Raw genomic sequence first — 25,829 nt, 5'->3', positions numbered from 1 at the left:
CCATGGGCGCGAAGCTGCAGAGCACCGACACGGACGATCTGGTCGAGAACCACGAGATCAACGTCACCCCGTTCATCGACGTGATCCTGGTGCTGCTGATCATCTTCATGGTGGCGGCGCCGCTTTCCACCGTCGATGTGGCGGTGGACCTGCCGGCCTCGAACGCGCAGGTGCAGCCGCGCCCCGACAAGCCGGTCTATCTCACCGTCAAGAGCGATCTGGTGCTCGCCATCGGCAATGACGACGTGGCGCGCGAGACGCTGGGGGCGACGCTCGACCGCACGACGGAAGGCAAGCGCGACACCCGCATCTTCCTGCGCGCCGACAAGACCGTCGACTATGGCGCGCTGATGGAGGTGATGAACCTCTTGCGCGCCGCCGGCTATCTCAAGATCGCGCTGGTCGGCATCGAGATGACCGGCCAACCGGCCGCCGCCGCGCCCGCCACCGGGAGCGCGCCCGCCTCTGCCGCGCCGGCTTCCGCGCCTCTGCCGGCCCCGGCCGCACCCGCAGCGCCCGCACCTGCAGCGCCCGCACCCGGAGCGCCGGCGCCATGAGCCTGCTGCTGGTCCGCGGCGGTAGCGGGCATCGCCTGCGCGAGGCCGGGCTGTGGCTCGGCTGCGGCGCCGTGGTGCTGGCCCTGCATGGCGGCGCGCTCGGCTATATGCTGACCGACCCCCCGGTCGTCATGACGGAGGAGCCGGCGGCGATCATGATCGAGCTGGCGGAAATGCCGGTGGCGCCGGCCGCCGAGCCGACCGAGCTGCCGCCTGGCCCGCAAATGGTCGAGGCGCAGGAGAAGGTGGAAGAAGAGACCCCGCCGGACCCGCTGGCCGAGGAGGTGGAGGACACCCCGCCACCCGAGCCGCTGCCGCCGGAAGAGCCGATACCGGAGGTCGCGGAAAGCCCGGCCAAGGATATCGAGGTGCCGCTGCCGCCGCCCCCGCCGCTGGTGCAGGAAATTCCCCCGCCGGAGGAGAAGCCCGAACCGCCCAAGGAGCAGCCGAAGCCCAAGCCGAAGCCGAAGAAGGAAAAGAAGAGCGACCTTCCCCCCGCGCCGCGCACCTCGGCCGCCCCGGCGATCGACGCGCAGAATTCCGAGCGCATCGCCGCCCCGACCGCGGGCGCGGCGACCTCCAACAGCCGGGTGCCGGCCAATTGGCGTTCGCGGCTGATGGCGCATCTCAACCGCCACAAGCGCTATCCCGGCGGGGAGAGCGCCAGCGGCAAGGCGCGCGTGGCGTTCTCGATCAACCGGGCGGGGCAGGTGCTCTCGGCGCGGCTGGCGGGCTCGTCCGGCAATCCGCGCTTCGACGAGGAGGCGGTGGCCATGGTGCGCCGCGCCTCCCCCGTGCCGCCCCCGCCGCCGGAAGTGGCGGGAGGCACCATCTCCTTCACCGTGCCTGTGCTGTTCAGCCTCAGGTGAGCGCGGGGCCGGCCGCCGGGGCATCGGCGCCGGTGACCCAGCAGGCGACGCGCTGCGCGCCCCTCGCGGCCAGCGGCGGCATTTCCACCCGGCAGCGCTCCACCACCAGCGGGCAGCGCGGGTTGAACGGGCAGCCGCGCGGCGGGTTGAAGGGCGAGGGCAGTTCGCCCTCCAGCACGATGCGCTCCTTCTTCGCTTCCGGATCGGCGACCGGCGTGGCCGAGAGCAGAGCGCGCGTATAGGGGTGCAGCGGCGCGTCGAAAATGGCGTCGCGCGGGCCGTGCTCGACGGCGCGGCCGAGATACATCACCAGCACCTCGTCCGCCATGTGCCGCACCACGCCGAGATCATGGCTGACGAAGACATAGGCGACGCCGAGCTGCTCCTGCAGTTCCACCAAGAGGTTCAGCACCTGGGCCCGCACCGACACGTCGAGCGCGGAGACCGGCTCGTCCAGCACCAGGATTTTCGGCCGCAGCACCAGTGCGCGGGCGATGGCGATGCGCTGGCGCTGGCCGCCGGAGAACATATGGGGGTAGCGGCCGTGATGTTCGGGCCGCAGGCCGACGCGGCTCATCATGTCGAGCGCCCGCGCGCGGCGCTCGGCGGCGGAAAGCGACGTGTTGACCAGCAGCGGCTCCTCGATCGCCTTGCCGATGGTCTGGCGCGGATTGAGCGAGCCGAACGGATTCTGGAACACCATCTGCACCTCGCCGCGGTAGCGGCGCAGCGTGCGCGCATCCGCCTCCGCGACATCGACATCGTCGAGCCGCAGCGAGCCGGCACCCGGCCGTTCGATCAGCGTGAGCATGCGGGCGAGAGTCGATTTGCCGGAACCGGATTCGCCCACCACCGCCAGGGTCGAGCGCGGGGCGAGGCGGAAGCTGATGCCGGCCACCGCCTTCACCGTGGCGGATGTGGCGAACACGCCGCGCGAGACCTCGTAGCTCTGGGCGAGGTCGATGGCTTCCATCACCGCCTCGGCCGGCGGGGTGGCGTGGGGCAGGGAAGCGTTCATGCCGCGAACTCCCGGCGCTGGGGCACACCCGCAATGAGCGGCGTGTGGCAGAGGGCGAGGCCGAGCTCCGCCCCCGCGCGCGGCGGCGGCACGGTGCGGCAGGTCTCGGTGGCGAAGCGGCAGCGCGGCGAGAACAGGCAGCCCGCCGGCCGGTCCGCCAGCCCCGGCACGATGCCGGGAATGGAGGGCAGCAGCCGGCCCTGCGCCCGCTCCGGCAGCGCCGCCAGCAGCGCGGCGGTGTAGGGGTGGTGCGGGTCGCGGAACAGGCCGCGCGTGTCCTGCATCTCCACCTGCTGGCCGGCATAATGCACACAGACGCGCTGCGCCGTTTCCGCCACCACGCCCATGTCATGGGTGATGAGCACGAGGCCGACGCCGCTCTCCTTCTGCAGCTTCAGCAGCAGATCGAGAATCTGCGCCTGGATGGTGACATCGAGCGCGGTGGTCGGCTCGTCGGCGATGATGAGCTTGGGGTTGCAGGCGAGCGCCATGGCGATCATCACCCGCTGGCTCATGCCGCCGGACAGCTGGTGGGGAAACGCCTTCAGCCGCCGCTCCGGCTCGGGAATGCCGACCAGTTCGAGCAGCTCCACCGCGCGCGCCTGACGCTGGGCGCGGGAGAGATCGAGATGCGCGGCCATGGCTTCGCGGATCTGGAAGCCCACGGTGAAGCACGGGTTGAGGCTCGACATCGGCTCCTGGAAGATCATGGCGAGGTCGCGCCCGACGATCTTGCGCCGCTCGCGGGCGGAGAGGGCGAGCAGGTCGCGCCCGTCGAACATCATCCGGTCGGCGGTGACGGTGGCGATCCAGGGCAGAAGACCCATCACCGCCAGCATCGCCACCGATTTGCCAGAACCGGATTCGCCGACAATGGCGACGAGTTCGCCCGGGGCGACGTCGAGGTCCACCTTGTCCACGGCGCGGAACGGCCCGCGCCCGGTGGCGAAGGTGACGGAGAGATTGCGGATGGAGAGCAGGGCTGTCATTGGACTTGGGCCCCTCCGTGCTTATATTGTTGGCGCATGAGGAACCCGATCATGGCTTCAAATCCCCGCCCGATCCCGGTGCCGCCGCCGACCCCGATTTCGGGACCGACCGGCCCTCGGCCGAGCTACTGAAGACGCCGCGCGCAAGCGTGGCATCGATGGCGTCCATCGCCGCGTCGGCCAGCGCGCCGGCATATTTGCCCATAGCGATATAGTCGGCGTGCATCGCCGCCTTGCGCGACCATTCCAACGTCGCGAAGCGATCGCCACGCAGATCTTCCGCGAACTGGGCGAGCGCCTGAACCTGCCGATAATACACGATGACGGGATCGATGACCTCGGTCGGCAGGATTGGAATATCCTTCACGATGGCCTCGAATACGAAGCTGTTCACCTCGCGCGGGACGAACGGGGTGAACTCGGCGCGCCGGTTGTCGGGGCCGTGCTCTACCTCATCGAAGCGTGTCGCCTCGTCGAACAGCCGAAGCCGGTGACGATGGCTACGGATTTCGGCGCGGAGTGCCGTCTGCACGTCCCTTATCCTTTCCTGGCGGCGCGCCGCTTCCCGGTTCTGCTCATGGCGGTGGTTCAGCCACCAGCCGATAATTGTCACCAGCGAGGATATGACGGCGGCGACGATGGCCGGGCCAATCCACGCATTCATCCTCAGCTCCGCCTCAGCTTCGGGTCGAGCGCGTCGCGCAGGCCGTCGCCCATCAGGTTGATGGCGACCACGGTGACGAGAATGGCGAGGCCGGGCAGGGTGACGATCCACGGGGCGGAGCGGATGAATTCGCGCGCATCGGCCAGCATGGCGCCCCATTCCGGCGTCGGCGGCTGGGCGCCGAGGCCGAGAAAGCCGAGCGCCGCCGCTTCCAGAATGGCGTCGGATATGCCGAGCGCGGCCTGCACGATGAGCGGGGCGAGGCAGTTCGGCAGCACGGTGACGAACATCAGCCGCAGCCGGCCGACACCCGCGACCTGCGCGGCGACGACATATTCCTTCGACAGTTCCGCCAGCGCCGCGGCGCGCACCAGGCGCACATAACGCGGCAGATACACCACCGTCACCGCCACGATGGTGTTGGTGAGGCTGGGGCCGAGCACGGCGACGATGAGAATAGCGAGCACCAGGCTGGGGATCGCCACCACCATGTCCATCACGCGCATGATCACCACCTCGACGAGGCCGCGCAGGAAGGCGCTCGCGAGGCCGAGCACGATGCCGAGCGCCACGGAGACGACCATCACCGACAGGCCGATGCCGAGCGAGATGCGCGCGCCATAGATCAGGCGCGAGAGCACGTCGCGCCCCACCGCATCCGTGCCGAACGGGAAGGTCCAGTTGCCGCCGGCCCAGACCGGGGGCAGCAGCACGCTCTGGCGGAACTGTTCGATCGGCGAATGCGGCGCCACGAAGGGGGCGAACAGCGCCAGCAGGGAGATGAACACGACAACGGCGAGGCCGAGCACGGCGCCGCGATTCTCGCTGAAGGCGGACCAGAAGGCCCGGAGCGGCGAGGGCTCCGCCCCCACCGGCTCCGCCTCGGCCACGGCGGCAGCGCTGAGGCTGAGGCCGGATTCGCTGACCAGCAGCCGTTCGGGCGCGGTCGGCATCGGATCGTCGATGGCGTTTTCCTCAGCCATGCCGGATCCTCGGGTTGATCGCGACATAGAGCATGTCGACGATGAGATTGACGAGAATGACGATGGCGGAGATCAGCATGATGCCGCCCTGCAGCGCGGGATAATCGCGGCGGGAGATCGATTCGATCAGCCATTTGCCCACGCCCGGCCAGGCGAAGATGGTTTCGGTGAGCACCGCGCCGGCGAGCAGCGTGCCGGTCTGCAGGCCGACCACGGTGACGACGGGGATCAGCGCGTTGCGCAGCGCGTGCAGCCCGACCACACGCAGCGGCGAGAGGCCCTTGGCGCGGGCGGTGCGCACATAGTCCTCGCCGAGCACCTCCAGCATGGACGAGCGCGTCATCCGCGCGATCACCGCCAGCGGAATGGTGCCGAGCACGATGGTCGGCAGGATGAGATGCGCCACCGCCGCGCTGAAGGCACCGTCCTCGCCCGACAACAGGCTGTCGATCAGCATGAAGCCGGTCACCGGCTCGAAATAATAGTTGATGAGGTCCATGCGGCCGGAAACCGGGGTCAGGCCCAGATATTCCGACATGAACATGATGAGCAGCAGGCCCCACCAGAAGATGGGCATGGAATAGCCCGCCAGCGCCACGGCCATGACGGAATGGTCCAGCACCGAGCCGCGCTTGACCGCCGCCAGCACGCCGGCGGGGACGCCGAGCACCACGGCGAAGACGAGGGCGCAGAGCGCGAGTTCCAGCGTCGCCGGGAACAGGATGAGGAATTCGTGCAGCACCGGCGTCTTGGTGACGATGGAGACGCCGAAATCGCCGTGCAGCAGAGCGTAGACGTAGTCGAGGAACTGCTTCCACACCGGCTGGTCGAGGCCGAGTTCGTGGCGCAGCGCCGCCAGCCGCTCGGGGTCGATGCCGCGCTCGCCGGTGCGCGCCTCGATCGGGTCGCCGGGCACGAGGCGCACGGCGACGAAGGTGACGAACATCAGCGCGACGAAGGTGGGCAGCGTCAGCGCGACGCGTCTGAGGATAAGTTTCAGCATGTGCGGGTGCTACCCATGGGTCGTGCCTGAGCCCTGCGAAGCAGCCGTCATCCCGGACACCGCGCAGCGGTGATCCGGGATCGCGCGACGGATATGCGCCTTGGCGGGTGGCGGTCCCGGAACGCGGCAGGTCGCGTCCGGGAGGCGGGGCGTGCCGGGGCTTGCGGCCCCGGCCGGGCCGGTCACTTCAGGTCGACGCCGTAGAATTCGTGGCGGCCGAGCGGGCTGACCTTGTAGTCCACCACTTCCTTGCGGGTCGGCTCGTACACCACCGAATGGGCGATGGTGAACCAGGGCGCCTCTTCCTTCACGATCACCTGCGCCTGCTCATAGAGCTTGGTGCGCTCGGCGGTGTCCGAAATGGTCTTCGCCTTGTTGATCAGCGCGTCGAAGTCCTTGTTGCACCATTTGGACAGGTTCTGGCCGCCGGGGCGGGCCGCGGCGCAGCCGAGCAGGAAGAAGAAGTTGTCCGGGTCGCCATTGTCGCCGGTCCAGCCGAGCTGGCCGGTCATGTGCTCGCCCTGCTGCAGCCGCTTGCGGTATTCGCCCCACTCATAGGAGACGAGCTTGGCGTTGACGCCGATCTTGGCGAGGTCCGCCTGCATGATCTCGGCGATGCGCTTGGCGTTCGGGTTGTAGGGGCGCTGCACCGGCATCCACCACAGGTCGATGTCGAGCGGGGTTTTGACGCCGGCTTCCGCGAGCATGGCCTTCGCCTTCTCGGGATCGTAGGGATAGTCCTTGATCGCGGTGTTGTAGGACCAGATGGTCGGCGGGATCGGGTTGATCGCCGCCTGCCCGGCGCCCTGATACACGTCCTTGATGATGGCGGCCTTGTCGATCGCCATGTTGAACGCCTGCCGGACCTCCTTCTTGTCGAAGGGCGGCTTCTGGGTGTTGAACGAGAGATAGCCGATGTTCAGACCCGGCTGGGAGATCAGGTTGACCACCGGATCGGTCTTCATGCCGGCGATGTCGGCCGGGTTCGGCGCGATCATCACATGGCACTCGCCCTTCTTCAGCTTGGCGTAGCGCGCGGTCGGGTCCGGGGTGATGGCGTAGACGAGATTGTCCAGCGCCGGCTTGCCGGCGAAATAGGCCGGGTTGGCCTTGTAGCGGATTACCGCGTCCTTCTGGTAGTTGACGAAGGAGAACGGGCCGGTGCCGACCGGGATCTGGTCATACTGCTCGGGCGTGCCCTTCTTCAGCAGGAAGTCAGCATATTCCTTCGAAGTGATGGTGCCGAAATCCATGGCGAGGTTCGCCAGCATCGGCGCATTCGGCTCGGTGAGCACGAATTTGACGGTGTAGTCGTCCACCTTGTCGATCGACTTGAGCAGATCGGGCATGCTCATGTCGTTGAAGTAGTCATACGCGCCGCCGGTGACCTTGTGGTACGGGTTTTCCGGCTTCCACTGGCGCTCGAACGAGAACAGCACGTCGTCCGCGTTGAAATCGCGGGTCGGGGTGAAGCCGTTCACGCCGGAATGAAACTTCACGCCCTTGCGCAGCTTGAAGGTGATTTCCTTGCCGTCCTCGCTTACCGTCCAGCTCTCGGCGAGGGAGGGTACCACCTTGGTCGTGCCGCGCTCGAACTCGACGAGCTGATTGTATACCGGGCGGGCGGCGTCGAAGCTGGTGCCGGTCGTATTCAGGGCGGGGGTGAAGTTCTCCGGGCTCCCTTCGGAGCAGTAGACCAGCGTCTTGGCGGCGTAGGACGGCGCGCACAGCGCCACGAGCATTGCAGCCGCAAGGGCTGCCTTGGCAGGAAAAGCCGGCATCTCTGAATTCCCCTCTCATGGACCGCGCGAGCCGTGCCCATTGTTTGGGCCAGCCTATTGCGTCATCGCGACGGTCCGATTTCACAACTGAAACACGTGTCTCAGTATTGCGCAATCATACCCCACCCCCCGACCTAAGTCGTATTCCGCAGCGTCAATAGCGGGGGTGCGGCTTCCGTCGAAGGGCGGATGCACAGCGCCGCGCGACGTTGTAAGAGAGGCGGCCGGCCTCGGGTGCCGGTACGTCCGGGAGAAGTCGCATGAGTGCCGCGCCGTCCGCCAAGGTTTCCTTCGACTGGGCCGATCCGGTCGATTTCGATGCGCAGCTGACCGAGGAAGAGCGTCTGGTGCGCGACACGGCGCGTGACTATGCGCAGGAAAAGCTGCTGCCGCGCGTGACCGCCGCCTATATGGACGAGCACTTCGATCGCGAGATCATGAACGAAATGGGCGCGCTTGGCCTGCTCGGCCCGACCATCCCCGAGGAATATGGCGGGGCGGGCCTCGGCTATGTCTCCTACGGGCTGGTGGCGCGTGAGGTGGAGCGGGTCGATTCGGGCTATCGCTCGGCGATGAGCGTGCAGTCCTCGCTGGTCATGCACCCGATCAACGCCTATGGCAGCGAGGAGCAGAAGCGCAAATTCCTGCCGAAGCTCGCCACCGGCGAGATCGTCGGCTGCTTCGGCCTGACCGAGCCGGATGCCGGCTCGGACCCGGCCGGCATGCGCACCCGCGCCGAGAAGATCGATGGCGGCTACCGCCTCTCCGGCGCCAAGATGTGGATCACCAATTCGCCGATCGCCGATCTCGCGGTGGTGTGGGCGAAGTCCGCCGCCCATGGCGACGAGATCCGCGGCTTCCTGGTGGAGCGCGGCATGAAGGGGTTCACCACCCCGAAGATCGAGCACAAGCTCTCGCTGCGCGCCTCCATCACCGGCGAGATCGTGCTGGACGGGGTCGAATTGCCGGAAGAGAACCTGCTGCCGAACGTTTCCGGCCTGAAGGGTCCCTTCGGCTGCCTCAACCGCGCCCGCTTCGGCATTGGCTGGGGCACGATGGGGGCGGCGGAAGCCTGCTACGCCGCCGCGCGCCAGTACACGCTCGACCGCAAGCAGTTCGGCAAGCCGCTGGCGGCGACGCAGCTGATCCAGAAGAAGCTCGCCGACATGGCGACCGAGATCACGCTCGGCCTGCAGCTCGCCCTGCGCGCGGGCCGGCTGTTCGACGCCGGCCAGCTGCCGGTGGAGACCATCTCCATGCTCAAGCGCAATAATTGCGGCAAGGCGCTCGACATCGCCCGCGCCGCCCGCGACATGCATGGCGGCAACGGCATTTCCGGCGAGTTCCCTGTCATGCGCCACATGGTGAATCTGGAGACGGTGAACACCTATGAGGGCACGCACGACATCCACGCGCTGATCCTCGGCCGGGCCATCACCGGCCATCAGGCGTTTTTCTAAGGGCAGACCCGGTCGTCAACCGACAGCCGGCATCCCGGAAGGACCGTCAGGTCCTTTCCGGGATCGCGGAACGTAAAGGCTGTTCAGGGCGCGATCCCGGCTCTGTGCGTCGCTTCGGCCGGGATGGCAGGGGTGAGTGCGAAGCGACCGGAGGCCGCATCCGCTCAGATGCTGTACATCAGGTCGGCATTGGGGGCGTGGGAGAAGATGACCATGTCGTGCAGCGACATGCCGTCGAGAATGTCGGACATGGCGTCGCGCACCTTGCTCATGGTGATGCGCACCGAGCAGGTGGCGAGGTCCTCACAGTCGTCGCAGGGCACATAGGCGCTCTTGCTGGCGCAGCTGAGCGGGGCCAGCGGGCCGTCGAGCACGCGAATGATATGGCCGATGCGGATCTCGCGCGGTGTCTTGGCCAGCGCATAGCCGCCGCCCGGACCCTTCTTGGAGCGCAGCATGCCGGCGTTCCGCAGTTCCAGCAGGATGGCGTCGAGGAATTTCTTCGGGATGTGGTTGGCGGTGGCGATTTCCTGCCCCATCGCGCTCGCGCCCGGTTCGAGCCGGGCGAGATAGAGCATCGCCTTCAGGCCGTATTTGCCCTTGTTGGTCAGCATGTCCGCTTCGTCATGTCGCCGCACCCCGGGCCGGAGGGAAAGGCGGGCGGAGCCGGGCACGGCCGCCCTTCCCGGCAAAATGAGCGACCGGCGCCGATTCGGCCAGTGCCGGGCCGGCGATCAGCGCGCAGCGGCGCCCGCCTCGACATTGGCGGCGAGCTTACCGGCGTCGCGCGCGTCCGGCACGGGATGCAGGAACAGCACGGCGGCGATGACGGCGCCGTAGGCCAAGGCGAAAAGCAGCTTGTCGCGGGTGCGGCGCAGGCCGGTCTGGCTCATGGTCATTCTCCAATTGGAGAGTAATCTATCGACCATGTAGGAATATGTAAAGGGTCAGTCCTCGTCCAGCCCGCGCGCGGCGGTCATGAGGTTGCCATTGCCCTCGAAGGCGGCGGTGAAGGCGGCAACGCGGCGGTCGATGCGAATGTCGGAGGCGCGCAGCGGTCGGGCCAGCGACAGCCCTTCCAGCGAGCGGGCGCGCGAGAGCGCGACATAGGCCTGGCCGGCGGCGAAGGCGCCGGCGTCGAAGTCGATCCGCACATCCTCCAGCGTCAGCCCCTGCGCCTTGTGCACCGTCACCGCCCAGGCGGGGACGAGGGGAAGCTGGGTATAGGTGCCGACCACCTTGGCCGCGACCTTGCCGGTGGCCTCGTCCCAGTCATAGCGGATGCGCTCCCAGCTGGTGCGCTCGATCTCGACGATGCCGCCGCCATCGAGCCGGACATAGGCGCGGTCCGGGGCGAGGCCGGTAACGGTGCCGACCGAGCCGTTGACCCATTGCCGTTCGGGATGGTTGCGCACCGTCATCACCCGGGCGCCGACCTTCAGCGCCAGTGTCTCCGGCACCGGCAGCCGGTCATTGGCGAGGTCGAACTCGCCCTCGCTCTTGCCCTCGAACAGCCGGCCGTCATCATAGAGCGCTTCCATGCCGCGCCGGTTATAGGCGTCCACCCGCGCATTGGTCGGGGCGAGCACGACCGGGATGCGTCCGGGGCGGTGGTCGCGGTGCGAGGCGGCGTTGATGGCGGCGATGGCGTCGCCGACAAAGCGGCCGGTGCGCAGTTCCGCCAGATGCTGGACGAAGGCGTCGTCGGTCTGGCGGTAGACCTGGAGGAAGGGCAGCCGCGCCGGCTCCACCTCGCGCAGCACGCGGGCATCGAAGGCGAAGGGGCCTTCATAGCCGAGATGGCCGAGGATTTCCCGTTCGGCCTGCGGCACGACCGGCGGCAATTGCAGGAAATCGCCGACCAGCACCACCTGCACTCCGCCGAACGGCTCGGGATTGCCGCGCGCGATCCGCAGGCTGCGGTCGACCGCATCCAGCACATCGGCACGGACCATGGAAATCTCGTCGATGACGAGGCGTTCCAGCTTCTTCATCAAGGTGCGCTTCGGCGAGCGCGGGCGCACCTGGTCGGGGTCCATCAGCCGGGGCGGCAGGCCGAAGAAGGAATGGATGGTCTGCCCGCCCAGTTGCAGCGCCGCGACGCCGGTGGGGGCGAGGAACGCCTGCTTGCCCCCGCCATGCTTGCGCAGCGCGTGGAGAAAGGTCGTCTTCCCCGTGCCGGCGCCGCCCAGCACCATGATGAGCGGCGCGCCGGAACCGACCAGCGCGAGCGGCCCGGCAAAGGCATCGGCCGGGAGGGAAGGGCGAATCGGCAGGGCGGCTTTCTCGTTCATCGGCGCAATGGAGCACAGGAGGCCCTGCGGGGCGACTGGGCGCGCGCCGCGTCCTCCCTTGGCCGTCAATGCAGCTTGATCAGCACCAGCCCGGCGACGATGAGCGCGGCGGCGATCAGGCGTTCGCGGCGCAGGGGCTCGTGCAGCACCATGACCGCGATCACCGCTCCGAACAGCACGCTCGATTCCCGCACCGCCGCGACGAGGCCGATCGGCGCCTTGGTCATCGCCCAGATCGAGATCCAGTAGGCGGCGAGCGACATCGCTCCGCCGGCAAGGCCCGGGCCGAGGAAGGAGAGAGTGGGCGCCAGCGCGCGCGGCCCCTTCCAGGCGAGACCGAACAGGGTGATGACCAGGCTGTCCACCACGAACAGCCAGGAGGTGTAGACATGCGCCGAGCTGGCGCTGCGGGCGCCGAGCCCGTCCACCAGCGTATAGGCGCTGATCGATACCCCGCACATCAGCGCGAGGCGAAGCGCGGTGCGGTCGATGGCGGCGATGCCGGCGCGCGGCCAGGCAAGCGACAGGATGCCGAGCGCCAGCAGCCCGACCCCGAGGAAGCCCTGCGCATCCACCGCCTCGCCCACCAGCGTCACCGAGAGCAGCGTGGTGAGCAGCGGCGCGCTGCCGCGCGCCAGCGGATAGACCTGCCCCATATCGGCGCGGCGATAGGCGCCGGCGAGCGTGAGGTAATAGACGAGGTGGATGGCCACCGAGGCGGCGATCCACGGCCAGACATGCGCCGCCGGCGGACCGAGATGCAGCGCCACCGGCAAGGCGAGTACGCCGCAGGCGGCATTGACCAGCACGACGGCGAGAAACGGGTCGAGCCGGATCTTCAGCACCGCATTCCAGCCGGCATGCATCGCGGCGGCGGCGATGACGGCGAGGAAGACGGAAAGGTCCATGGTGCGAGCGGCCAGCGGAGGGAGGCCGGGCTGTATCCGATTCCGCAGGCGCTGCCGAGGATTATCGCGCCCATGCCGCTTGATCAGCATTCCGCCGGCGGCGACGGGGGGCGCTGTCCGATCCCGTCAGGGGCTCGGCTCCGGCAGGCGGAACAGAGCCTTGAGGGGCTCGAACGCCGCATCCAATGACGTCGGGCGTAGTCCCGGTGGCGCGGCGAGATACGTAGATTCACTACTTATCGATGATTGGTTCGACAGTTACCTCCGATAGTGTGACGTAGCGTAAAAAACCGCTCGCGTGACTTGAAGGAGCGTGTCGTGCCGGACATTATGTGGAGTGGAAAGTTTTATTACTCAGTTTTGGCGATCATTGTCGTTGTTATCTATTTCGCATTCATCGCATGAGATTTATATTTCTCGATAATGTTTCTGTCATCTCGATCGCCGCCTCAATGCAGCTTGATGAGCGTCACCCCGGCGACGACCAGCACGGCGGCGAGGAGGCGTTCGGGGCGCAGCTTCTCGTGTAGCACCCACACGGCGAAGCCGGCGCTGAACAGCACGCTCGACTCGCGCACCGCCGCAACCAGGCTGATCGGCGCCCGCGTCATCGCCCACACGCACAGATAATAGCTGACGAACAGCATGGCGCCGCCGATCAGCGCCAGAGCCCAATGCCGCCGCACCGGCCCGAAAAAGCCGGTGCCCTTCCACAGCATCAGGCCCAGAGCCACCAGCACGGCGTCGGCGACGAACAGCCAGGCGGTGTAGACCGAGGGTGAGCCGAGCCGCCCCGCCGTGCCGTCAATGAGCGAAAAGGCGGTGACCGCCGCCCCCGAGCCGAGCGCCAGCGCCAGTGCGGCGGCCTGCGTGGCCTCCCCCCGGCTGTGCCAGGCGGTGACCAGCACACTGGCGGAAAGAAGCGCGATGCCGGCGACGCCGATCGGGCGCACCGGCTCGTGCAGCACCAGAATGGCGATGGCGGCGGTCATCAGCAGCGCGCCGCCGCGTGCGACGGGATAGACGAGGCCGAGATCGGCCCGCGCATAGGCGCCGACGAGGCAGCCATAAAAGGCGAGATGCGCGCTCATCGAGCCCGCCATCCACGGCCACAGCACCGGTTCCGGCGGGCCGAGGGCCAGCGCTACCGGCAGCGCCACCGCGCCGCCGCCGAGCACGACCAGCGTCAGCGCCGAGAGCGGATCGAGCCGCAGTTTCAGCAGCACGTTCCAGCCGGTCTGAAGCAGGGCCGACAGCAGCACGACGAGAAGAACGACAAGGTCCATGACAGGGCCGCGATGGGAGGCAGTACTTAGTTACCCCACATCGCGGCCGCTGGCGAGGGCGCGTCAGACCCCGAGCTGGGTGACGAACTTGGTGTTCACATAGGCTTCCATCGCCTCGGTGCCGCCTTCCGAGCCATAGCCGGAATCCTTGATGCCGCCGAACGGCACTTCAGGCAGAGCGAGGCCGTGATGGTTGATCGACACCATGCCGCTCTCCACCCGGCGGGCGAACTCGTCGGCGCGGGCGGAGGAGGTGGTGTAGGCATAGGCCGCCAAGCCATAGGGCAAGCGGTTGGCTTCGGCGATCACCGCCTCGGTGGAGGTGAAGGGCATGATCGGCACGACCGGGCCGAAGGGCTCCTCATTGAGGATGCGCGCATCCGGGGAAAGGCCGGTGAGCACGGTCGGCGCGAAGAAATAGCCCTTATTGCCGATGCGCGACCCGCCGGTGTGCAGGGTGGCGCCCTTGGCGAGGGCGTCGGCGGTCAGCGCCTCCATCGCCTCGACCCGGCGCGGATTGGCCAGCGGGCCCATGCGCACGCCGTCCTCAAGCCCGTTGCCCACCTTCATGCCCTGCACCGCCTCGGTGAAGCCGTCGACGAAGCGGGCATAGAGGTCCTCATGCACGAGGAAGCGCGTCGGCGAGACGCAGACCTGCCCGGCATTGCGGAACTTGGCGCCGGAGAGCAGCTTGATCGCCACTTCCACATCCGCATCCTCGAACACCACGGCCGGGGCGTGGCCGCCCAGTTCCATGGTGACGCGCTTCATATGCGCGCCGGCCAGAGCGGCCAGTTGCTTGCCCACCACCGTGGAGCCGGTGAAGGAGATCTTCTTCACGACGGGGTGCGGGATCAGATATTGCGAAATCTCCGCCGGCACGCCGAAGACGAGATTGACCACGCCCGCCGGCACGCCGGCATCGGCATAGGCGCGCACCAGTTCGGCGCAGCTGGCGGGGGTCTCTTCCGGCCCCTTGAGGATGACCGCGCAGCCGGCGGCCAGAGCGGCGGACACCTTGCGCACCGCCTGGTTGATCGGGAAGTTCCACGGGGTGAAGGCGGCGACCACGCCCACCGGCTCGCGATGCACCACCTGCTGCACGCCGGCGGCGCGGGCGGGAATGAGCCGGCCATACTGCCGGCGCCCTTCCTCGGCGAACCAGTCGATGATGTCGGCGGCGGCCAGCGTTTCCACCCGCGCCTCGGGCAGCGGCTTGCCCTGTTCCAGCGTCATCAGGGTGGAGATGGCCTCATGGCGTTCGCGGAGCAGCTCGGCCGCCTTGCGCATGATCTTGTAGCGCTCATGCGCCGGCGTGTGCCGCCACACCGCGAAGCCCTTCTCGGCGGCGGCGAGCGCGGCGTCGAGATCGGTGCGGCTGGCATGGGCGAGCGTGCCGAGCACCTCTTCGGTCGCCGGATTGATGACGTTCTCGCTGGCGGGCGCGCCGCCATGGTCGCTGCCCCCGCGCCACTGGCCGTCAATAAAGAGCTGAACCTCGGGGTAGGACACGGAATGGGGCATGGCCGAACCTTTCGCGACAGGATGCTGGCCGCATACCTAATGCTCGCGACGCCGAACGGGAAGGGGGCGCGAGGGGCTGCCGCAGGGGCATCCGGCCCGGCAACGGGGCTCAGCGCAGCCCGGGCGCTGAGCCGCGCGGCGCGGCGGGGGCGCGGTCGAGTTCCCTGACGGCGCCGAAGGCCGATAGGCGCAGGACAGGGGAAGCCGGCATGCGCCCGTTCCGTCGCGGGGGTGCCCGGCCGATGGGGAGGCCGGGCGAGGAAGGTTCAGCGCGTGTCGCGCAGGATGTCGCGCTTGCCGGCATGGTTGGCCGGGCCGACAATGCCTTCGTTTTCCATCCGCTCCATCAGCGAGGCGGCGCGGTTATAGCCGATCTGCAGCCGGCGCTGGATGTAGGAGGTGGACGCCTTCTTGTCGCGCAGCACGGTGGCGACCGCCTGATCGTAGAGATCGCCGGTGTCCTCCCCCATGGCCGATTTGTCGAACACGGCGGCGTCCTCGACCACCGGCTCCTCGTCCTCGTCGGCGGTGACTTCCTCAAGATATTCCGGCCGGGCCTGGCTCTTGAGGTGCTCGACCACGCGCTCCACCTCCTGGTCGGAGACGAAGGGGCCGTGGACGCGGGAGATGCGCCCGCCGCCGGCCATGTAGAGCATGTCGCCCTGGCCGAGCAGCTGTTCGGCGCCCATCTCGCCGAGAATGGTGCGTGAGTCGATCTTCGAGGTGACCTGGAAGGAGATGCGGGTCGGGAAATTGGCCTTGATGGTGCCGGTGATGACGTCGACGCTCGGGCGCTGGGTGGCCATGATGAGGTGGATGCCGGCGGCGCGCGCCATCTGGGCAAGGCGCTGGATGGCGCCCTCGATCTCCTTGCCCGCCACCATCATCAGGTCGGCCATTTCGTCGACCACGATGACGATGAAGGGCAGGGGAGCGAGATCCATGATCTCCTCTTCCTCGATCAGCTCGCCGGTTTCCTTGTCAAAGCCCTTCTGCACCGTACGGGTGATGATCTCGCCCTTGGCGTTCGCCTCGGCGACGCGGGCGTTGAAGCCGTCAATATTGCGCACGCCGAGGCGGCTCATCTTCTTGTAGCGGTCTTCCATCTCCCGCACCGCCCATTTCAGGGCGACGATGGCCTTCTTCGGGTCGGTCACGACCGGGGTCAGCAGATGCGGGATGCCCTCATAGACCGAGAGTTCCAGCATCTTCGGGTCGATCATGATCAGCCGGCACTGGTCCGGGCGGTGCCGGTAGAGCAGCGAGAGGATCATGGTGTTGATGGCGACCGACTTGCCCGAGCCGGTGGTGCCGGCCACCAAGAGATGCGGCATGCGGGCGAGGTCGACGATGACCGGCTCGCCGCCAATGGTCTTGCCGAGGCCGATGCCGAGCTTGGCGCGGGCGGCCTCGAATTCATGGCTCGCCAGCATTTCGCGCAGCCACACCGTCTCGCGGCGCTGGTTGGGCAGTTCGATGCCGATGACGTTGCGCCCTTCCACCACGGCGACGCGGGCGGAAATGGCGCTCATCGAGCGGGCGATGTCGGCGGACAGGCCGATGACGCGGCTGGACTTGATGCCGGGCGCCGGTTCCAGCTCATAGAGCGTGACCACCGGGCCGGGATTGGCGTCGATGATCTCGCCGCGCACGCCGAAATCATGCAGCACCTGCTGCAGCTTCACCGAATTGCGGTCGAGGAACTCCTCCGACAGCTCATAGTCCGGCTCGCTGTGCGGCGGCTCGGTGAGCAGTTCCAGCGGCGGCAGCTCGTAGCCGTCGCCCGCCTCGGTCTCCGGGCGGGGGGCGGGGCGGGCCGCGCGCGGCGCCGGCGCCGCGGGGGCCGCCACCGGCGCGACAGCGGGAGCCGCGGCGACAGGCGCGGGGGACGGCGTCTGCGCAGGCGGGGCGGCGAGCGCCTGGGCCTGCGGGGCGGTGGAGACCGCCACCATGCCGAACATCGGCCAGGAGAAGGAGAGGTCGGCCGGCGTGGCGCTGTAGCCGGAGAAGCCGCCCAGCGTGACGGCAGGAGCGAGGCTTGCCTCGCTCACCGCCTCGTCCGCGTGATTGTCCTCGGCGGGGGCTTCTTCGTCGGCGGCCCAGAGGGCCGCAACGGGCGCGTCGTCCTCAGCCGCGTCGTCCTCGAAGGCGTCTTCGTCGGCGATATCATCCTCGGCTTCCTCGGCGAAATCCTCGTCCTCGAAGCCGTCATCCTCGGACGCGACATCGTCCGTCTCATCCTGCGCGACGAAAGCCGGCGCGCCGAAGACGGGGGCGTCTTCGGCGAGGGTGTCCTCAACGGTCGGAGCTTCAGCCGGGAGCGGCGCATGCTCGGCCGTGGGCGCGGCCGGACCGCGCAGGGCGCCGTAGCGCGCGGCGAGCAGGCGCTCCTCCTCGGGGAATTCGTCCTCATAGGCGCCGTCTTCCAGCGGGATGAGGTCGTACACATCCGCCACATCATTGGCGGCGGTAAACGGGGCTTCCGGCACCCAGGCGGCGGCGGGCGTGACGGCGGCCGGGATCACCGGCGGGGTGTCGTAGCCGAACTGGATCATGGAGGCGACCGGGGCGGCCACCGGCTTCGGCGCGGGGGCGGCGGAAGGCGGTGCAACAGGCGGCGGGGCCGCGCTCGTCGTCACGCTGCTGGTCACGTTCGTCGTCGCACCCTGCGCGGCGATCTTCGCGGCCGGGCCGGCCGAAGGCGGGACGGGCCCAGCCGGCGGCGTGGCGGGCGTCGCCTTGGCGGCCGGCGCGGCCGGCACCACCTCGGGCTGGGCCGAGAGCGCGCGGCGGGCATGGGCGACGATGAGCGGCTTCGGCGCGGCGCCGAGCGGCGGCTTGCGCGGCGGCACGCGCAGCACCGGCGTCTGCGAGGGGCGCGGCGGAGCGACGATGGCGGTCGCCGTCGCCGGCGCTTCCGGCTGCGGCGCCGTCGCCGGCTGGCGCATCAGATAATCCGGCGTGCGGGTGAAGCGGGTGTTGGGCGGCATGGTGAAGGGTTGCAGCCAGCTCGGCACCATTTCGTGCTGCGGCGCGACGACGGGCGCCTTGGCCACGGGGGGCGCCTTGGCCACGGTGGGCGCCGACGGCTTCGGCGCCTTGGGCGGCGGCGGGGCGTAGGTCACCTGCGGGTTGGCGCGGGAGAACACGTGAGTCTGGGCGCTCGCCTTCGACTCGGAAGCCTTGTCCGCATTCGGATCGGAGGGACGCGCCGGATTACGCATGGGACGCTGAAACCTTTGCCGCTACTGCCGTTGAGCCTGCCGCGACCGGCGCGCGAGGCGCCGTCGAGGCCGTGCCATATGGTTAGGCGAACAGCGTTAACGAACGGTATGAGGCGGCGGATTTCCCGGCGGCAATGTGGCGGCTCCCCCGGCGCTGTGCCCGCCGGGGGAGCGGGGCGTCAGGACGGCAGGCCGAGCGTGGCGCGGATTTCCGCCGGCATCAGGTCGTGCGTCTCGGGGTGCTTCATCATGTAGCGGCCGAACACCGAGCAGCGCGGCACCACGGCGAGACCGCGCTGGCGGGCGCTGGCGAGACCGGCCTCGACCAGCCGGGTGGCGAGCCCGCGCCCGCCGAGTTCCGGCGGCACTTCGGTGTGGGTGAAAATGATGTGGTCATGCGCGAGAATGTACTGCGCAATGGCGGTCTGGCCGTCCTGCTCGATCTCGAACCGGTCGGCGGCGCGATTGTCGCGCACCGGGATTTCGCCGTTGATGCTCATGCTGGTCTCCTTGGGGGCGCCCGGTTCGGGTTCGTGAGCGGATGCCGTGATTGGGCGGGCGCCGTGGGATATTGTCGACCAAAACGAACGCAGCGTCGCCCCCGTTTCGGCCTTCGGGGTGAAATTATCGGCTGGGTCCGATATAGCGCAGGCTCCTCCGCAGGGAAGAGAGTGCCCATGATCGCGCCGACCCGCCGCCCGCCCTCACCGGAGGCGCTCACGCTGCTGGAAACCCGCCGCTCCGTCGCCGCCGCCGGCCTGCAGGCGCCGGGGCCGGATGCCGACCAGACGCAGCGGCTGCTGGCCATCGCCGCCCGGGTGCCCGATCACGGCATGCTGGCGCCGTGGCGCTTCATCCTCGTCGAGGGCGCGGCGCGGGCCGAGATCGGCGCGCGGCTGTCACAGGCCTATCGCGAGAACAACACCCATATGCCGGAGGAGAAGCGGGAAAAGTTCGCCGCCATCATGGGCCGGCTGTTTCCCGCCCCGCTGGCGGTGGTGGTGGTGAGCCGCCCGGTGGAGGGCAGCGCCATCCCCGCCTTCGAGCAGGAGCTTTCCGCCGGTGCCGTGTGCATGAACCTGCTGACCGGCGTGGCGGCAATGGGGTTCGACGGCATCTGGGTGACGGGCTGGGCGGCGACGCACAAGGCGGCGCTGGCGATCCTCGGCGTGAGGGAGGGCGAGCGGGTGGCCGGCATTCTTCATATCGGCACCGCCAAGGAGGCCCCCGCCGACCGCCCGCGCCCGGATGTGGTGGCGCTCACCACACACTGGTCGCCGCCCGAGCCATGAAAAAGGCCGCCCCGGCGCACCGGGACGGCCTCTTCTTCAGGCGCTTGGCGTTTTTTGGCGCTTCCTCGAACGGTGGATCAGGCGGCGGCCTGCGCCTCGGCCTGCGCGCGCTTGGCCTCGCGGCGGCGGCGGGTGAGCACGAACTCGGTGTAGCCGTTTGGCTGGGCGCGGCCTTCGAAGACGAGATCGCGGGCAGCGCGGAAGGCGAAGCCGTCATAGGACGGGGCCATCGGCACATAGGCGGGGTCGCCCGCGTTCTGGCCGTCGACCACCTTGGCCATGCGGCGCAGCGTCTCCTCGACCTGATCGGCCGTGACCACGCCGTGCATCAGCCAGTTGGCGACGTGCTGGGAGGAGATGCGCAGCGTCGCGCGGTCTTCCATCAGCCCGACATCGTGAATGTCCGGCACCTTGGAACAGCCGACGCCCTGGTCCACCCAGCGCACGACATAGCCGAGAATGCCCTGAATGTTGTTGTCCAGTTCCTCCTGCACCGCTGCCGGCTCCCAATTGCCGCGGTCGACCACGGGAATGGTGAGCAGGTCGCGGCGGGAGGCGCGCTTGCGGTGGCGCAGTTCCGCCTGCCGCTGGAACACGTCTACCTTGTGGTAGTGCAGCGCGTGCAGCGTGGCGGCGGTGGGCGAGGGCACCCAGGCGGTGTTGGCGCCGGCGAGCGGATGGGCGACCTTCTGCGCGATCATGTCGGCCATACGGTCGGGCATCGCCCACATGCCCTTGCCGATCTGGCCATGGCCGTCGAGATGGGCCTCCAAGCCGGCATCGACATTGTTGTCCTCATAGGCCTTGATCCAGGCCTGCGCCTTCATCTCGTTCTTGCGCACCATCGGGCCCGCTTCCATCGAGGTGTGGATCTCGTCGCCGGTGCGGTCGAGGAAGCCGGTATTGATGAACACCACGCGCTCGCGGGCGGCGCGGATGGAGGCGGAGAGGTTGGCGCTGGTGCGGCGCTCCTCGTCCATGATGCCGATCTTCAGCGTGTTGAGGTCGAGCCCCAGCGCCTGCTCGACGCGGGCGAACAGGTCCACCGCGAAGGCGACCTCCTCCGGGCCGTGCATCTTCGGCTTGACGATATAGACCGAGCCGGCGCGGCTGTTGCGCAATTCGCTCTGGCCCTTGAGGTCGTGCAGCGCGATCAGCGAGGTGACGGCGGCATCGAGAATGGCCTCGGGAATCTCCCGGCCCTGCGCGTCCAGCACCGCGTCCGTCATCATGTGCTGGCCGACATTGCGCACCAGCATCAGGCTGCGCCCGTGCAGGGTGAGTTCCTCGCCTGTGGGCGCGGTGTAGCGGCGATCGGCGGCGAGGCTGCGCTCCACCGTCTCGCGGCCCTTGGCGAAGCTGGCGCTGAGCGTGCCCTTCATCAGGCCGAGCCAGTTGCGATAGACCAGCACCTTGTCCTGCGCGTCCACCGCCGCGACGCTGTCCTCGCAGTCGACGATGGTGGTCACCGCCGCCTCGATGACGATGTCGGCGATGCCGGCGGCGTCGGTGGCGCCGATGCGGTGGGTACGGTCGATGACGATGTCGATGTGCAGGCCGTGATTGACCAGCAGCACGGAAGACGGCGCCTCGGCCGCGCCATCGAAGCCGGCGAATTGCGCGGCGTCCTTCAGCCCGGTGCGGGTGCCGGAGGCGAGCTCGACCTCCAGCGCGCCCTCGGTGACGCGATAAGCCACGGCATCGGCATGGCTGCCGCCGGCCAGCGGCACGCTCTCGTCGAGGAAGGCGCGGGCGCTCTCGATGACGCGCCGGGCACGGACCGCGTTGAAACCGTTGGAGCGCGTGGCGCCGCCGTCCTCGGGAAGCGCGTCAGTGCCGTATAGCGCGTCATAGAGGCTGCCCCAGCGGGCATTGGCGGCGTTCAGCGCGTAGCGGGCATTGGTGACCGGCACCACCAGCTGCGGGCCGGGAATGCGGGCGAGTTCCTCGTCCACCTTGTCGGTGACGACCTCGAAGGCGTCCGGCTCCGGCAGCAGATAGCCGATTTCCGCCAGGAACACCTCATAGGCGACGGGGTCGATCGGCTTGTTGCGGTGGGCGCGGTGCCAGGCGTCGATCTGCGCCTGCAACTCGTCGCGGCGGGCGAGCAGCTCCGCGTTGCGCGGGGCGAAGTCGCGCACGATGTCGGCGAAGCTCTGCCAGAAGGCGTCTACCTCGACCCCGGTGCCGGGAATGGCTTCCTTGTTGATGAAGTCGACAAGGGCGGAATCGACCTTCAGGCCGGCGACGTCGGTATGAGTCATAACGGGTCCCTTCACGCGAGCGGATGGCCGGGTGCCGCAAGCCGCCGGCACAGCTGTGCATTCACATAAACAAAAGTGCGGGTGCGGCGCAACATCGCACATAGTCTGATTTGGCCGTCCTGCAAGGGGCAATCCTTGAAGGCCAACGCCTCTCGCCGCGTTTGCGTTGCAGCGAAGGGTGAAAGTCACCCAGGGTTGACGAGGCGCATTTGGCCGAGAGACGGCCCCTAATGAGGAAAGCGCCGCCGCTGGGGATGACAAAGATGTCACCCCGGGGGATGACGAAAACGTCACCCCTGGGGATGACGAAAACGTCACCCCGGGGTGTCCGGCTCGCGCCGGACCCGGTGGAGGTTTTCCCCGAACCTCCCACCGGGCGCGCGGCATGCGCCGCCCCGGGGTGACAAGGTGGTGCGCCGCTCAGAACTGGGCGGTCTCGGTCGAGTCCTGCATCGCCGTGGTGGCGCTCAGGCCTTCGCTCAGCACGGTGGCGATGGCGTCGAAATAGCTGGTGCCCACTTCGCGCTGGTGGCGCGTGGCGGTGAAGCCCTGCGCTTCCGCCGCGAATTCGCGCTGCTGCAGCTCGGAATAGGCGGCCATGCCGTCCTCCCGGTAGCGCCGCGCCAGCTCGAAAGTGGTGAAGCACTGGTTGTGGAAGCCGGCCAGCGTGATGAACTGGTACTTGTAGCCCATGGCCCCGAGCTCGGCCTGGAAGGTCTTCATCTGCGCCTTGTCCATATGCTTGGCCCAGTTGAAGGACGGCGAGCAGTTATAGGCGAGCATCTTGCCCGGATGCACCCGGTGCACGCCCTCGGCGAAGCGGCGGGCGTCGTCGAGGCTCGGGGTCGAGGTTTCGCACCACAGAAGGTCGGCATAGGGCGCATAGGCGATGGCGCGGGCAATGCCGGCCTCGAAGCCGCCATTGTAGCGGTAGAAGCCTTCCTGCGTGCGCTCGCCGGTGATGAAGGGCCGGTCCAGCTCGTCCACATCGGAGGTGATGAGCCGGGCCGATTCCGCATCGGTGCGCGCCATGATGACGGTGGGCACGCCGAGCACGTCGGCGGCGAGGCGGGCGGCGTTCAGCGTCCGCACGAATTGGCGGGTGGGCACCAGCACCTTGCCGCCGAGATGGCCGCACTTCTTCTCCGAAGCCAGCTGGTCCTCGAAATGCACCGCCGCCGCGCCGGCCTCGATCAGCGCCTTGGTCAGTTCATAGGCGTTGAGCTGGCCGCCGAAGCCGGCCTCGGCATCGGCGATGATCGGCACGAAGAAATCGTGCTGCGGGCCCTTGGCGCCGTCGGCACGCTCCATGGTCTGGATCTGGTCGGCGCGCATCAGCGCCTTGTTGATGCGCCGGACCACGGCGGGAACGCTGTCGACGGGATAGAGGCTCTGGTCGGGGTACATATCGCCGGCGGAATTGCCGTCGGCGGCCACCTGCCAGCCGGAGAGATAGATCGCCTCCAGCCCGGCCTTCACCTGCTGCACCGCCTGGATGCCGGTATAGGTGCCCATGGTGGGCACGAAAGCCTGGGTCTGCAGCAGGTCCCAGAGACGGCGGGCACCGTTGGCGGCGAGCGTGTGCTCGATGCGCAGCGAGCCGGCGAGGCGGGACACGTCAGCGGGGGTGTAGCTGCGATGAATGCCGCGCCAGCGGTCGGGCGCCCAGGTCGGGGCGGGGAAGCTGTCGGGCGAGTGGGGGCGAGTCTGGTCCAGCATGGTCGTTTCCTGAAGCAAGATCGGAACAAGAGAGAGACGCGGGGGCCGAGGAGGGGGCGGCTCCCGCGCCGGCCACGCCGCGTCGCGCGTCCTCGACGCGGGCGGGCCTGAAGTCGCGCGGCGCGAGGTCGAGCGGGGCGAAGCGGGGCGGGCGGAAGCGGGGGCGTGCGGCCATCGCCTAGCGCGCGCGCCTTGTGTAGGTCGCCGCCACCAGCCGGCCGCCGAGCAGGGCGCCGACGAGGGCGTTCATGTCGTCCTGCCCGGGGGCCATGGCGATGCGGTGCCGGCCGATGCGGTGGACGATGGTGAAATCCTTCGCCGCCAGCCCCTGATCGCGAAAGACCTGGCCGATCTCCTCGGCGTCGCCGCCGATGATGGTGATGAATTCCTCTTCACCCATATTGGTGCGGGTGTCGGTGCTCGCGCTCATGTCAATTCCTCCCTGCGGGTGTGATGTAAATATTTAACACTCGACTTCGAAAGGCAAGAAAGATAATGATTTGAGCGTGTTAAGCTGATAAGGCTTGTAAAGTTTACAGGTCGGTTTTGTAAAGCCAGCAAAGGGCCGGGCCATGCTCGCCACCAGTGAACCGCGTATCGGCAGCCGGGTGCAGAGGCTGCGCCGCGCCAGGCGCATCTCGCAGGCGGACCTTGCCGGCGCGCTCGGCATTTCCGCGAGCTATCTCAACCTCATCGAGCATAATCGCCGCCGCATCACCGTGCCGCTCCTGATGAAGCTGGCCGGCTATTTCGGCATCGAGCCGGGCGAGCTGGTGGAGAATGACGAGACCCGCCTTGTCGGCGATCTGATGGAGCTGTTCAGCGACGAACTCTTCGCCGAGAACGCGCTGACCAATCAGGACATACGCGACCTCGCCTCCTCAAATCCCGCCATTGGCCGGGCGGTGGTGCGGCTCTACGACCAGTTCAAGACGCTGCGCGAGGCGCACCGCACCGGGGCTACCGGCGCCATTGAGGGGGAGGGGGGCTATCATTCCTCCACCGACGCCGTCTCCGATTTCATCCAGGAGAACGCCAACTACTTCCCGACGCTGGAAGCGGAAGCCGAGCGCATCCGCCACGACATCGACTTCGCCTCGGATTCCTTCGAGCACGGGCTGAAGACCTATCTCGCCAATGTCTTCGGCCTCAACTGGCGCTCCGCCTCGCTGCCGGCCGGCATCGCCCGGCGCTATGATGCGGGCGCGCATGAACTCATCACCGCCGAGGTTCTGCCGCCGGAATCGGCGCTGTTCGTCGTCGCCCACCAGCTCGGCCTGCTCGCGGCCTCGCGACAGATCGACGAACTGATCGCCGCCGCCAACCTGCCGGACGACGCGCCCATCGTCACCCGCAACGCGCTGGCGAGCTATTTCGCCTCGGCGCTGGTCATGCCCTATGAGCCGTTCCTCGCCGCCTGTCAGGAGACGCGCTACGACATCGAGCGCATCCAGCGCCGTTTCCGCGCCAGCTTCGAGCAGGTGTGCCACCGCATGACCACGCTGCAGCGGCCGGGGCGCAGCGGCATCCCGCTGCATCTCGTGCGCACCGACATTGCCGGCAACATCTCCAAGCGCTTCTCGCTGTCGGGCATCCATATTTCCCGCCATTCCGGCGCCTGCCCGCGCTGGAATGTCTATGCCGCCTTCTTCCACCCCGAGCGGATCAATGTGCAGCTGAGCCAGATGCCGGAGGGCCAGCGCTATTTCTGCATCGCCAAGTCGATCACCAAGGGTGGGCACCGGCACAATGCGCCGCGCCGGCATCTTTCCATCGGTCTGGGCTGCCATATCAGCCACGCGCACCAGATGGTCTATTCCGACGGCATGAACCTTTCCGACCCCTCGCAGACCGTGCCGATCGGGGTGGGCTGCCGCATCTGCCCGCGGCTCGATTGCGAGCAGCGCGCCCAGCCGCCGACCGACCACCGCTTCACCCTGAACGAGATCGACATGTCCGAGAGCTTCTACGCCCCGGCGCGGCGGGGACTGTAA

General features: G+C 68.3%; 22 protein-coding genes. 5 read left to right on the top strand and 17 right to left on the bottom strand.

Translation table 11 applies throughout. From position 1 onward, the window contains the following. Nucleotides 1-2 precede the first annotated feature (2 nt). Together exbD and J2S75_RS13660 are read left to right on the top strand one after the other, a co-directional pair. Nucleotides 3-557 carry a TonB system transport protein ExbD gene (exbD, locus tag J2S75_RS13665; RefSeq protein WP_307020420.1) on the top strand — a complete coding sequence of 185 codons (555 nt, stop codon included), beginning with the start codon at nt 3-5 and terminating at the stop codon, nt 555-557. Beyond that, nucleotides 554-1,426 (top strand): energy transducer TonB family protein, encoded by an 873-nt coding sequence (locus J2S75_RS13660; RefSeq protein ID WP_307020419.1) that lies wholly within the window; start codon nt 554-556, stop codon nt 1,424-1,426. The genes exbD and J2S75_RS13660 overlap by 4 nt, the downstream gene beginning before the upstream one ends. On the opposite strand, the gene J2S75_RS13655 is transcribed toward J2S75_RS13660, so the two are convergent. From J2S75_RS13655 to J2S75_RS13630, 6 genes are all read right to left on the bottom strand, one after another. Then, nucleotides 1,419-2,444 (bottom strand): dipeptide ABC transporter ATP-binding protein, encoded by a 1,026-nt coding sequence (locus J2S75_RS13655; RefSeq protein WP_307020418.1) that lies wholly within the window; start codon nt 2,442-2,444, stop codon nt 1,419-1,421. The two genes, J2S75_RS13660 and J2S75_RS13655, sit on opposite strands and share 8 nt — an antisense overlap. Next, a complete protein-coding gene (locus tag J2S75_RS13650; protein WP_307020417.1) occupies nt 2,441-3,433 on the bottom strand; it encodes an ABC transporter ATP-binding protein in 993 nt (330 codons plus the stop codon). Before J2S75_RS13650 ends, J2S75_RS13655 begins: the two co-directional genes overlap by 4 nt. 49 nt (nt 3,434-3,482) lie before the next feature. Then, a complete protein-coding gene (locus J2S75_RS13645) occupies nt 3,483-3,965 on the bottom strand; it encodes a hypothetical protein (protein WP_307020416.1) in 483 nt (160 codons plus the stop codon). Nucleotides 3,966-4,099: 134 nt separating this feature from the next. After that, on the bottom strand, nt 4,100-5,080 hold the full coding sequence (locus J2S75_RS13640; RefSeq protein ID WP_307020415.1) for an ABC transporter permease subunit: 981 nt from the start codon (nt 5,078-5,080) through the stop codon (nt 4,100-4,102). Further along, nucleotides 5,073-6,083, bottom strand: a complete 1,011-nt coding sequence (locus tag J2S75_RS13635) for an ABC transporter permease subunit (protein WP_307020414.1) — start codon at nt 6,081-6,083, stop codon at nt 5,073-5,075. Before J2S75_RS13635 ends, J2S75_RS13640 begins: the two co-directional genes overlap by 8 nt. Nucleotides 6,084-6,265: 182 nt before the next feature. After that, the gene (locus tag J2S75_RS13630) at nt 6,266-7,864 is read right to left on the bottom strand and encodes an ABC transporter substrate-binding protein (protein WP_307020413.1); all 1,599 of its coding nucleotides are present in this window, start codon (nt 7,862-7,864) and stop codon (nt 6,266-6,268) included. Between the two features lie 260 nt (nt 7,865-8,124). On the opposite strand from J2S75_RS13630, the gene J2S75_RS13625 reads away from it, so the two are divergent. Beyond that, a complete protein-coding gene (locus tag J2S75_RS13625) occupies nt 8,125-9,324 on the top strand; it encodes an acyl-CoA dehydrogenase (protein WP_307020412.1) in 1,200 nt (399 codons plus the stop codon). A gap of 164 nt (nt 9,325-9,488) precedes the next feature. Here the strand turns inward: J2S75_RS13625 and J2S75_RS13620 are convergent, their stop codons facing one another. The 8 genes from J2S75_RS13620 to J2S75_RS13585 all read right to left on the bottom strand — a co-directional run bounded on the left by J2S75_RS13620 (nt 9,489) and on the right by J2S75_RS13585 (nt 19,060). After that, nucleotides 9,489-9,938, bottom strand: a complete 450-nt coding sequence (locus J2S75_RS13620; RefSeq protein WP_307020411.1) for an RrF2 family transcriptional regulator — start codon at nt 9,936-9,938, stop codon at nt 9,489-9,491. A gap of 120 nt (nt 9,939-10,058) precedes the next feature. Then, the gene (locus tag J2S75_RS13615) at nt 10,059-10,217 is read right to left on the bottom strand and encodes a hypothetical protein (RefSeq protein ID WP_244377736.1); all 159 of its coding nucleotides are present in this window, start codon (nt 10,215-10,217) and stop codon (nt 10,059-10,061) included. 54 nt (nt 10,218-10,271) lie between these two features. After that, a complete protein-coding gene (locus tag J2S75_RS13610) occupies nt 10,272-11,618 on the bottom strand; it encodes an ATP-dependent DNA helicase (RefSeq protein ID WP_307020410.1) in 1,347 nt (448 codons plus the stop codon). A 65-nt stretch (nt 11,619-11,683) separates the two neighbouring features. Beyond that, entirely contained in the window at nt 11,684-12,526 is an 843-nt protein-coding gene (locus tag J2S75_RS13605; RefSeq protein ID WP_307020409.1) for an EamA family transporter, read from the bottom strand. A 449-nt stretch (nt 12,527-12,975) separates the two neighbouring features. Continuing rightward, on the bottom strand, nt 12,976-13,812 hold the full coding sequence (locus tag J2S75_RS13600) for an EamA family transporter (RefSeq protein WP_307020408.1): 837 nt from the start codon (nt 13,810-13,812) through the stop codon (nt 12,976-12,978). Nucleotides 13,813-13,875: 63 nt separating this feature from the next. Continuing rightward, nucleotides 13,876-15,336, bottom strand: a complete 1,461-nt coding sequence (locus J2S75_RS13595; protein WP_307020407.1) for an NAD-dependent succinate-semialdehyde dehydrogenase — start codon at nt 15,334-15,336, stop codon at nt 13,876-13,878. Between the two features lie 266 nt (nt 15,337-15,602). After that, nucleotides 15,603-18,560 (bottom strand): DNA translocase FtsK, encoded by a 2,958-nt coding sequence (locus tag J2S75_RS13590; RefSeq protein ID WP_307020406.1) that lies wholly within the window; start codon nt 18,558-18,560, stop codon nt 15,603-15,605. A gap of 179 nt (nt 18,561-18,739) precedes the next feature. After that, on the bottom strand, nt 18,740-19,060 hold the full coding sequence (locus tag J2S75_RS13585) for a GNAT family N-acetyltransferase (RefSeq protein ID WP_244377726.1): 321 nt from the start codon (nt 19,058-19,060) through the stop codon (nt 18,740-18,742). A 177-nt stretch (nt 19,061-19,237) separates the two neighbouring features. Here J2S75_RS13585 and J2S75_RS13580 point away from each other — a divergent pair, with 177 nt between their 5' ends. Beyond that, nucleotides 19,238-19,852 carry a nitroreductase family protein gene (locus J2S75_RS13580; protein ID WP_307020405.1) on the top strand — a complete coding sequence of 205 codons (615 nt, stop codon included), beginning with the start codon at nt 19,238-19,240 and terminating at the stop codon, nt 19,850-19,852. A 77-nt stretch (nt 19,853-19,929) separates the two neighbouring features. Here J2S75_RS13580 and J2S75_RS13575 read toward each other — a convergent pair whose 3' ends face one another. The 3 genes from J2S75_RS13575 to J2S75_RS13565 form a co-directional block, all read right to left on the bottom strand. Further along, complete coding sequence (locus J2S75_RS13575; protein WP_307020404.1) at nt 19,930-22,116, bottom strand: malate synthase G; 2,187 nt, start codon at nt 22,114-22,116, stop codon at nt 19,930-19,932. Between the two features lie 420 nt (nt 22,117-22,536). Next, nucleotides 22,537-23,835, bottom strand: a complete 1,299-nt coding sequence (gene aceA / locus J2S75_RS13570; protein ID WP_307020403.1) for an isocitrate lyase — start codon at nt 23,833-23,835, stop codon at nt 22,537-22,539. Between the two features lie 178 nt (nt 23,836-24,013). Further along, nucleotides 24,014-24,265: a hypothetical protein gene (locus tag J2S75_RS13565; protein ID WP_244377719.1), complete on the bottom strand. Its 252-nt coding sequence runs from the start codon at nt 24,263-24,265 to the stop codon at nt 24,014-24,016. Nucleotides 24,266-24,407: 142 nt separating this feature from the next. Between J2S75_RS13565 and J2S75_RS13560 the strand changes: the two genes are divergently transcribed. After that, complete coding sequence (locus tag J2S75_RS13560) at nt 24,408-25,829, top strand: helix-turn-helix domain-containing protein (RefSeq protein ID WP_307020402.1); 1,422 nt, start codon at nt 24,408-24,410, stop codon at nt 25,827-25,829.

Source organism: Ancylobacter polymorphus (assembly GCF_030813495.1).
Lineage (GTDB): Bacteria > Pseudomonadota > Alphaproteobacteria > Rhizobiales > Xanthobacteraceae > Ancylobacter > Ancylobacter polymorphus.
This window is presented reverse-complemented; position numbering and strand designations above follow the sequence as displayed.

What these genes read in the sequence shown, in the direction of transcription:
- exbD (WP_307020420.1), top strand. Translation starts at nt 3, where the DNA reads ATGGGCGCGAAGCTGCAGAGCACCGACACGGACGATCTGGTCGAGAAC.
- J2S75_RS13660 (WP_307020419.1), top strand. Translation starts at nt 554, where the DNA reads ATGAGCCTGCTGCTGGTCCGCGGCGGTAGCGGGCATCGCCTGCGCGAG.
- J2S75_RS13655 (WP_307020418.1), bottom strand. Translation starts at nt 2,444, where the DNA reads ATGAACGCTTCCCTGCCCCACGCCACCCCGCCGGCCGAGGCGGTGATG.
- J2S75_RS13650 (WP_307020417.1), bottom strand. Translation starts at nt 3,433, where the DNA reads ATGACAGCCCTGCTCTCCATCCGCAATCTCTCCGTCACCTTCGCCACC.
- J2S75_RS13640 (WP_307020415.1), bottom strand. Translation starts at nt 5,080, where the DNA reads ATGGCTGAGGAAAACGCCATCGACGATCCGATGCCGACCGCGCCCGAA.
- J2S75_RS13635 (WP_307020414.1), bottom strand. Translation starts at nt 6,083, where the DNA reads ATGCTGAAACTTATCCTCAGACGCGTCGCGCTGACGCTGCCCACCTTC.
- J2S75_RS13630 (WP_307020413.1), bottom strand. Translation starts at nt 7,864, where the DNA reads ATGCCGGCTTTTCCTGCCAAGGCAGCCCTTGCGGCTGCAATGCTCGTG.
- J2S75_RS13625 (WP_307020412.1), top strand. Translation starts at nt 8,125, where the DNA reads ATGAGTGCCGCGCCGTCCGCCAAGGTTTCCTTCGACTGGGCCGATCCG.
- J2S75_RS13620 (WP_307020411.1), bottom strand. Translation starts at nt 9,938, where the DNA reads ATGCTGACCAACAAGGGCAAATACGGCCTGAAGGCGATGCTCTATCTC.
- J2S75_RS13615 (WP_244377736.1), bottom strand. Translation starts at nt 10,217, where the DNA reads ATGAGCCAGACCGGCCTGCGCCGCACCCGCGACAAGCTGCTTTTCGCC.
- J2S75_RS13610 (WP_307020410.1), bottom strand. Translation starts at nt 11,618, where the DNA reads ATGAACGAGAAAGCCGCCCTGCCGATTCGCCCTTCCCTCCCGGCCGAT.
- J2S75_RS13605 (WP_307020409.1), bottom strand. Translation starts at nt 12,526, where the DNA reads ATGGACCTTTCCGTCTTCCTCGCCGTCATCGCCGCCGCCGCGATGCAT.
- J2S75_RS13600 (WP_307020408.1), bottom strand. Translation starts at nt 13,812, where the DNA reads ATGGACCTTGTCGTTCTTCTCGTCGTGCTGCTGTCGGCCCTGCTTCAG.
- J2S75_RS13595 (WP_307020407.1), bottom strand. Translation starts at nt 15,336, where the DNA reads ATGCCCCATTCCGTGTCCTACCCCGAGGTTCAGCTCTTTATTGACGGC.
- J2S75_RS13590 (WP_307020406.1), bottom strand. Translation starts at nt 18,560, where the DNA reads ATGCGTAATCCGGCGCGTCCCTCCGATCCGAATGCGGACAAGGCTTCC.
- J2S75_RS13585 (WP_244377726.1), bottom strand. Translation starts at nt 19,060, where the DNA reads ATGAGCATCAACGGCGAAATCCCGGTGCGCGACAATCGCGCCGCCGAC.
- J2S75_RS13580 (WP_307020405.1), top strand. Translation starts at nt 19,238, where the DNA reads ATGATCGCGCCGACCCGCCGCCCGCCCTCACCGGAGGCGCTCACGCTG.
- J2S75_RS13575 (WP_307020404.1), bottom strand. Translation starts at nt 22,116, where the DNA reads ATGACTCATACCGACGTCGCCGGCCTGAAGGTCGATTCCGCCCTTGTC.
- aceA (WP_307020403.1), bottom strand. Translation starts at nt 23,835, where the DNA reads ATGCTGGACCAGACTCGCCCCCACTCGCCCGACAGCTTCCCCGCCCCG.
- J2S75_RS13565 (WP_244377719.1), bottom strand. Translation starts at nt 24,265, where the DNA reads ATGAGCGCGAGCACCGACACCCGCACCAATATGGGTGAAGAGGAATTC.
- J2S75_RS13560 (WP_307020402.1), top strand. Translation starts at nt 24,408, where the DNA reads ATGCTCGCCACCAGTGAACCGCGTATCGGCAGCCGGGTGCAGAGGCTG.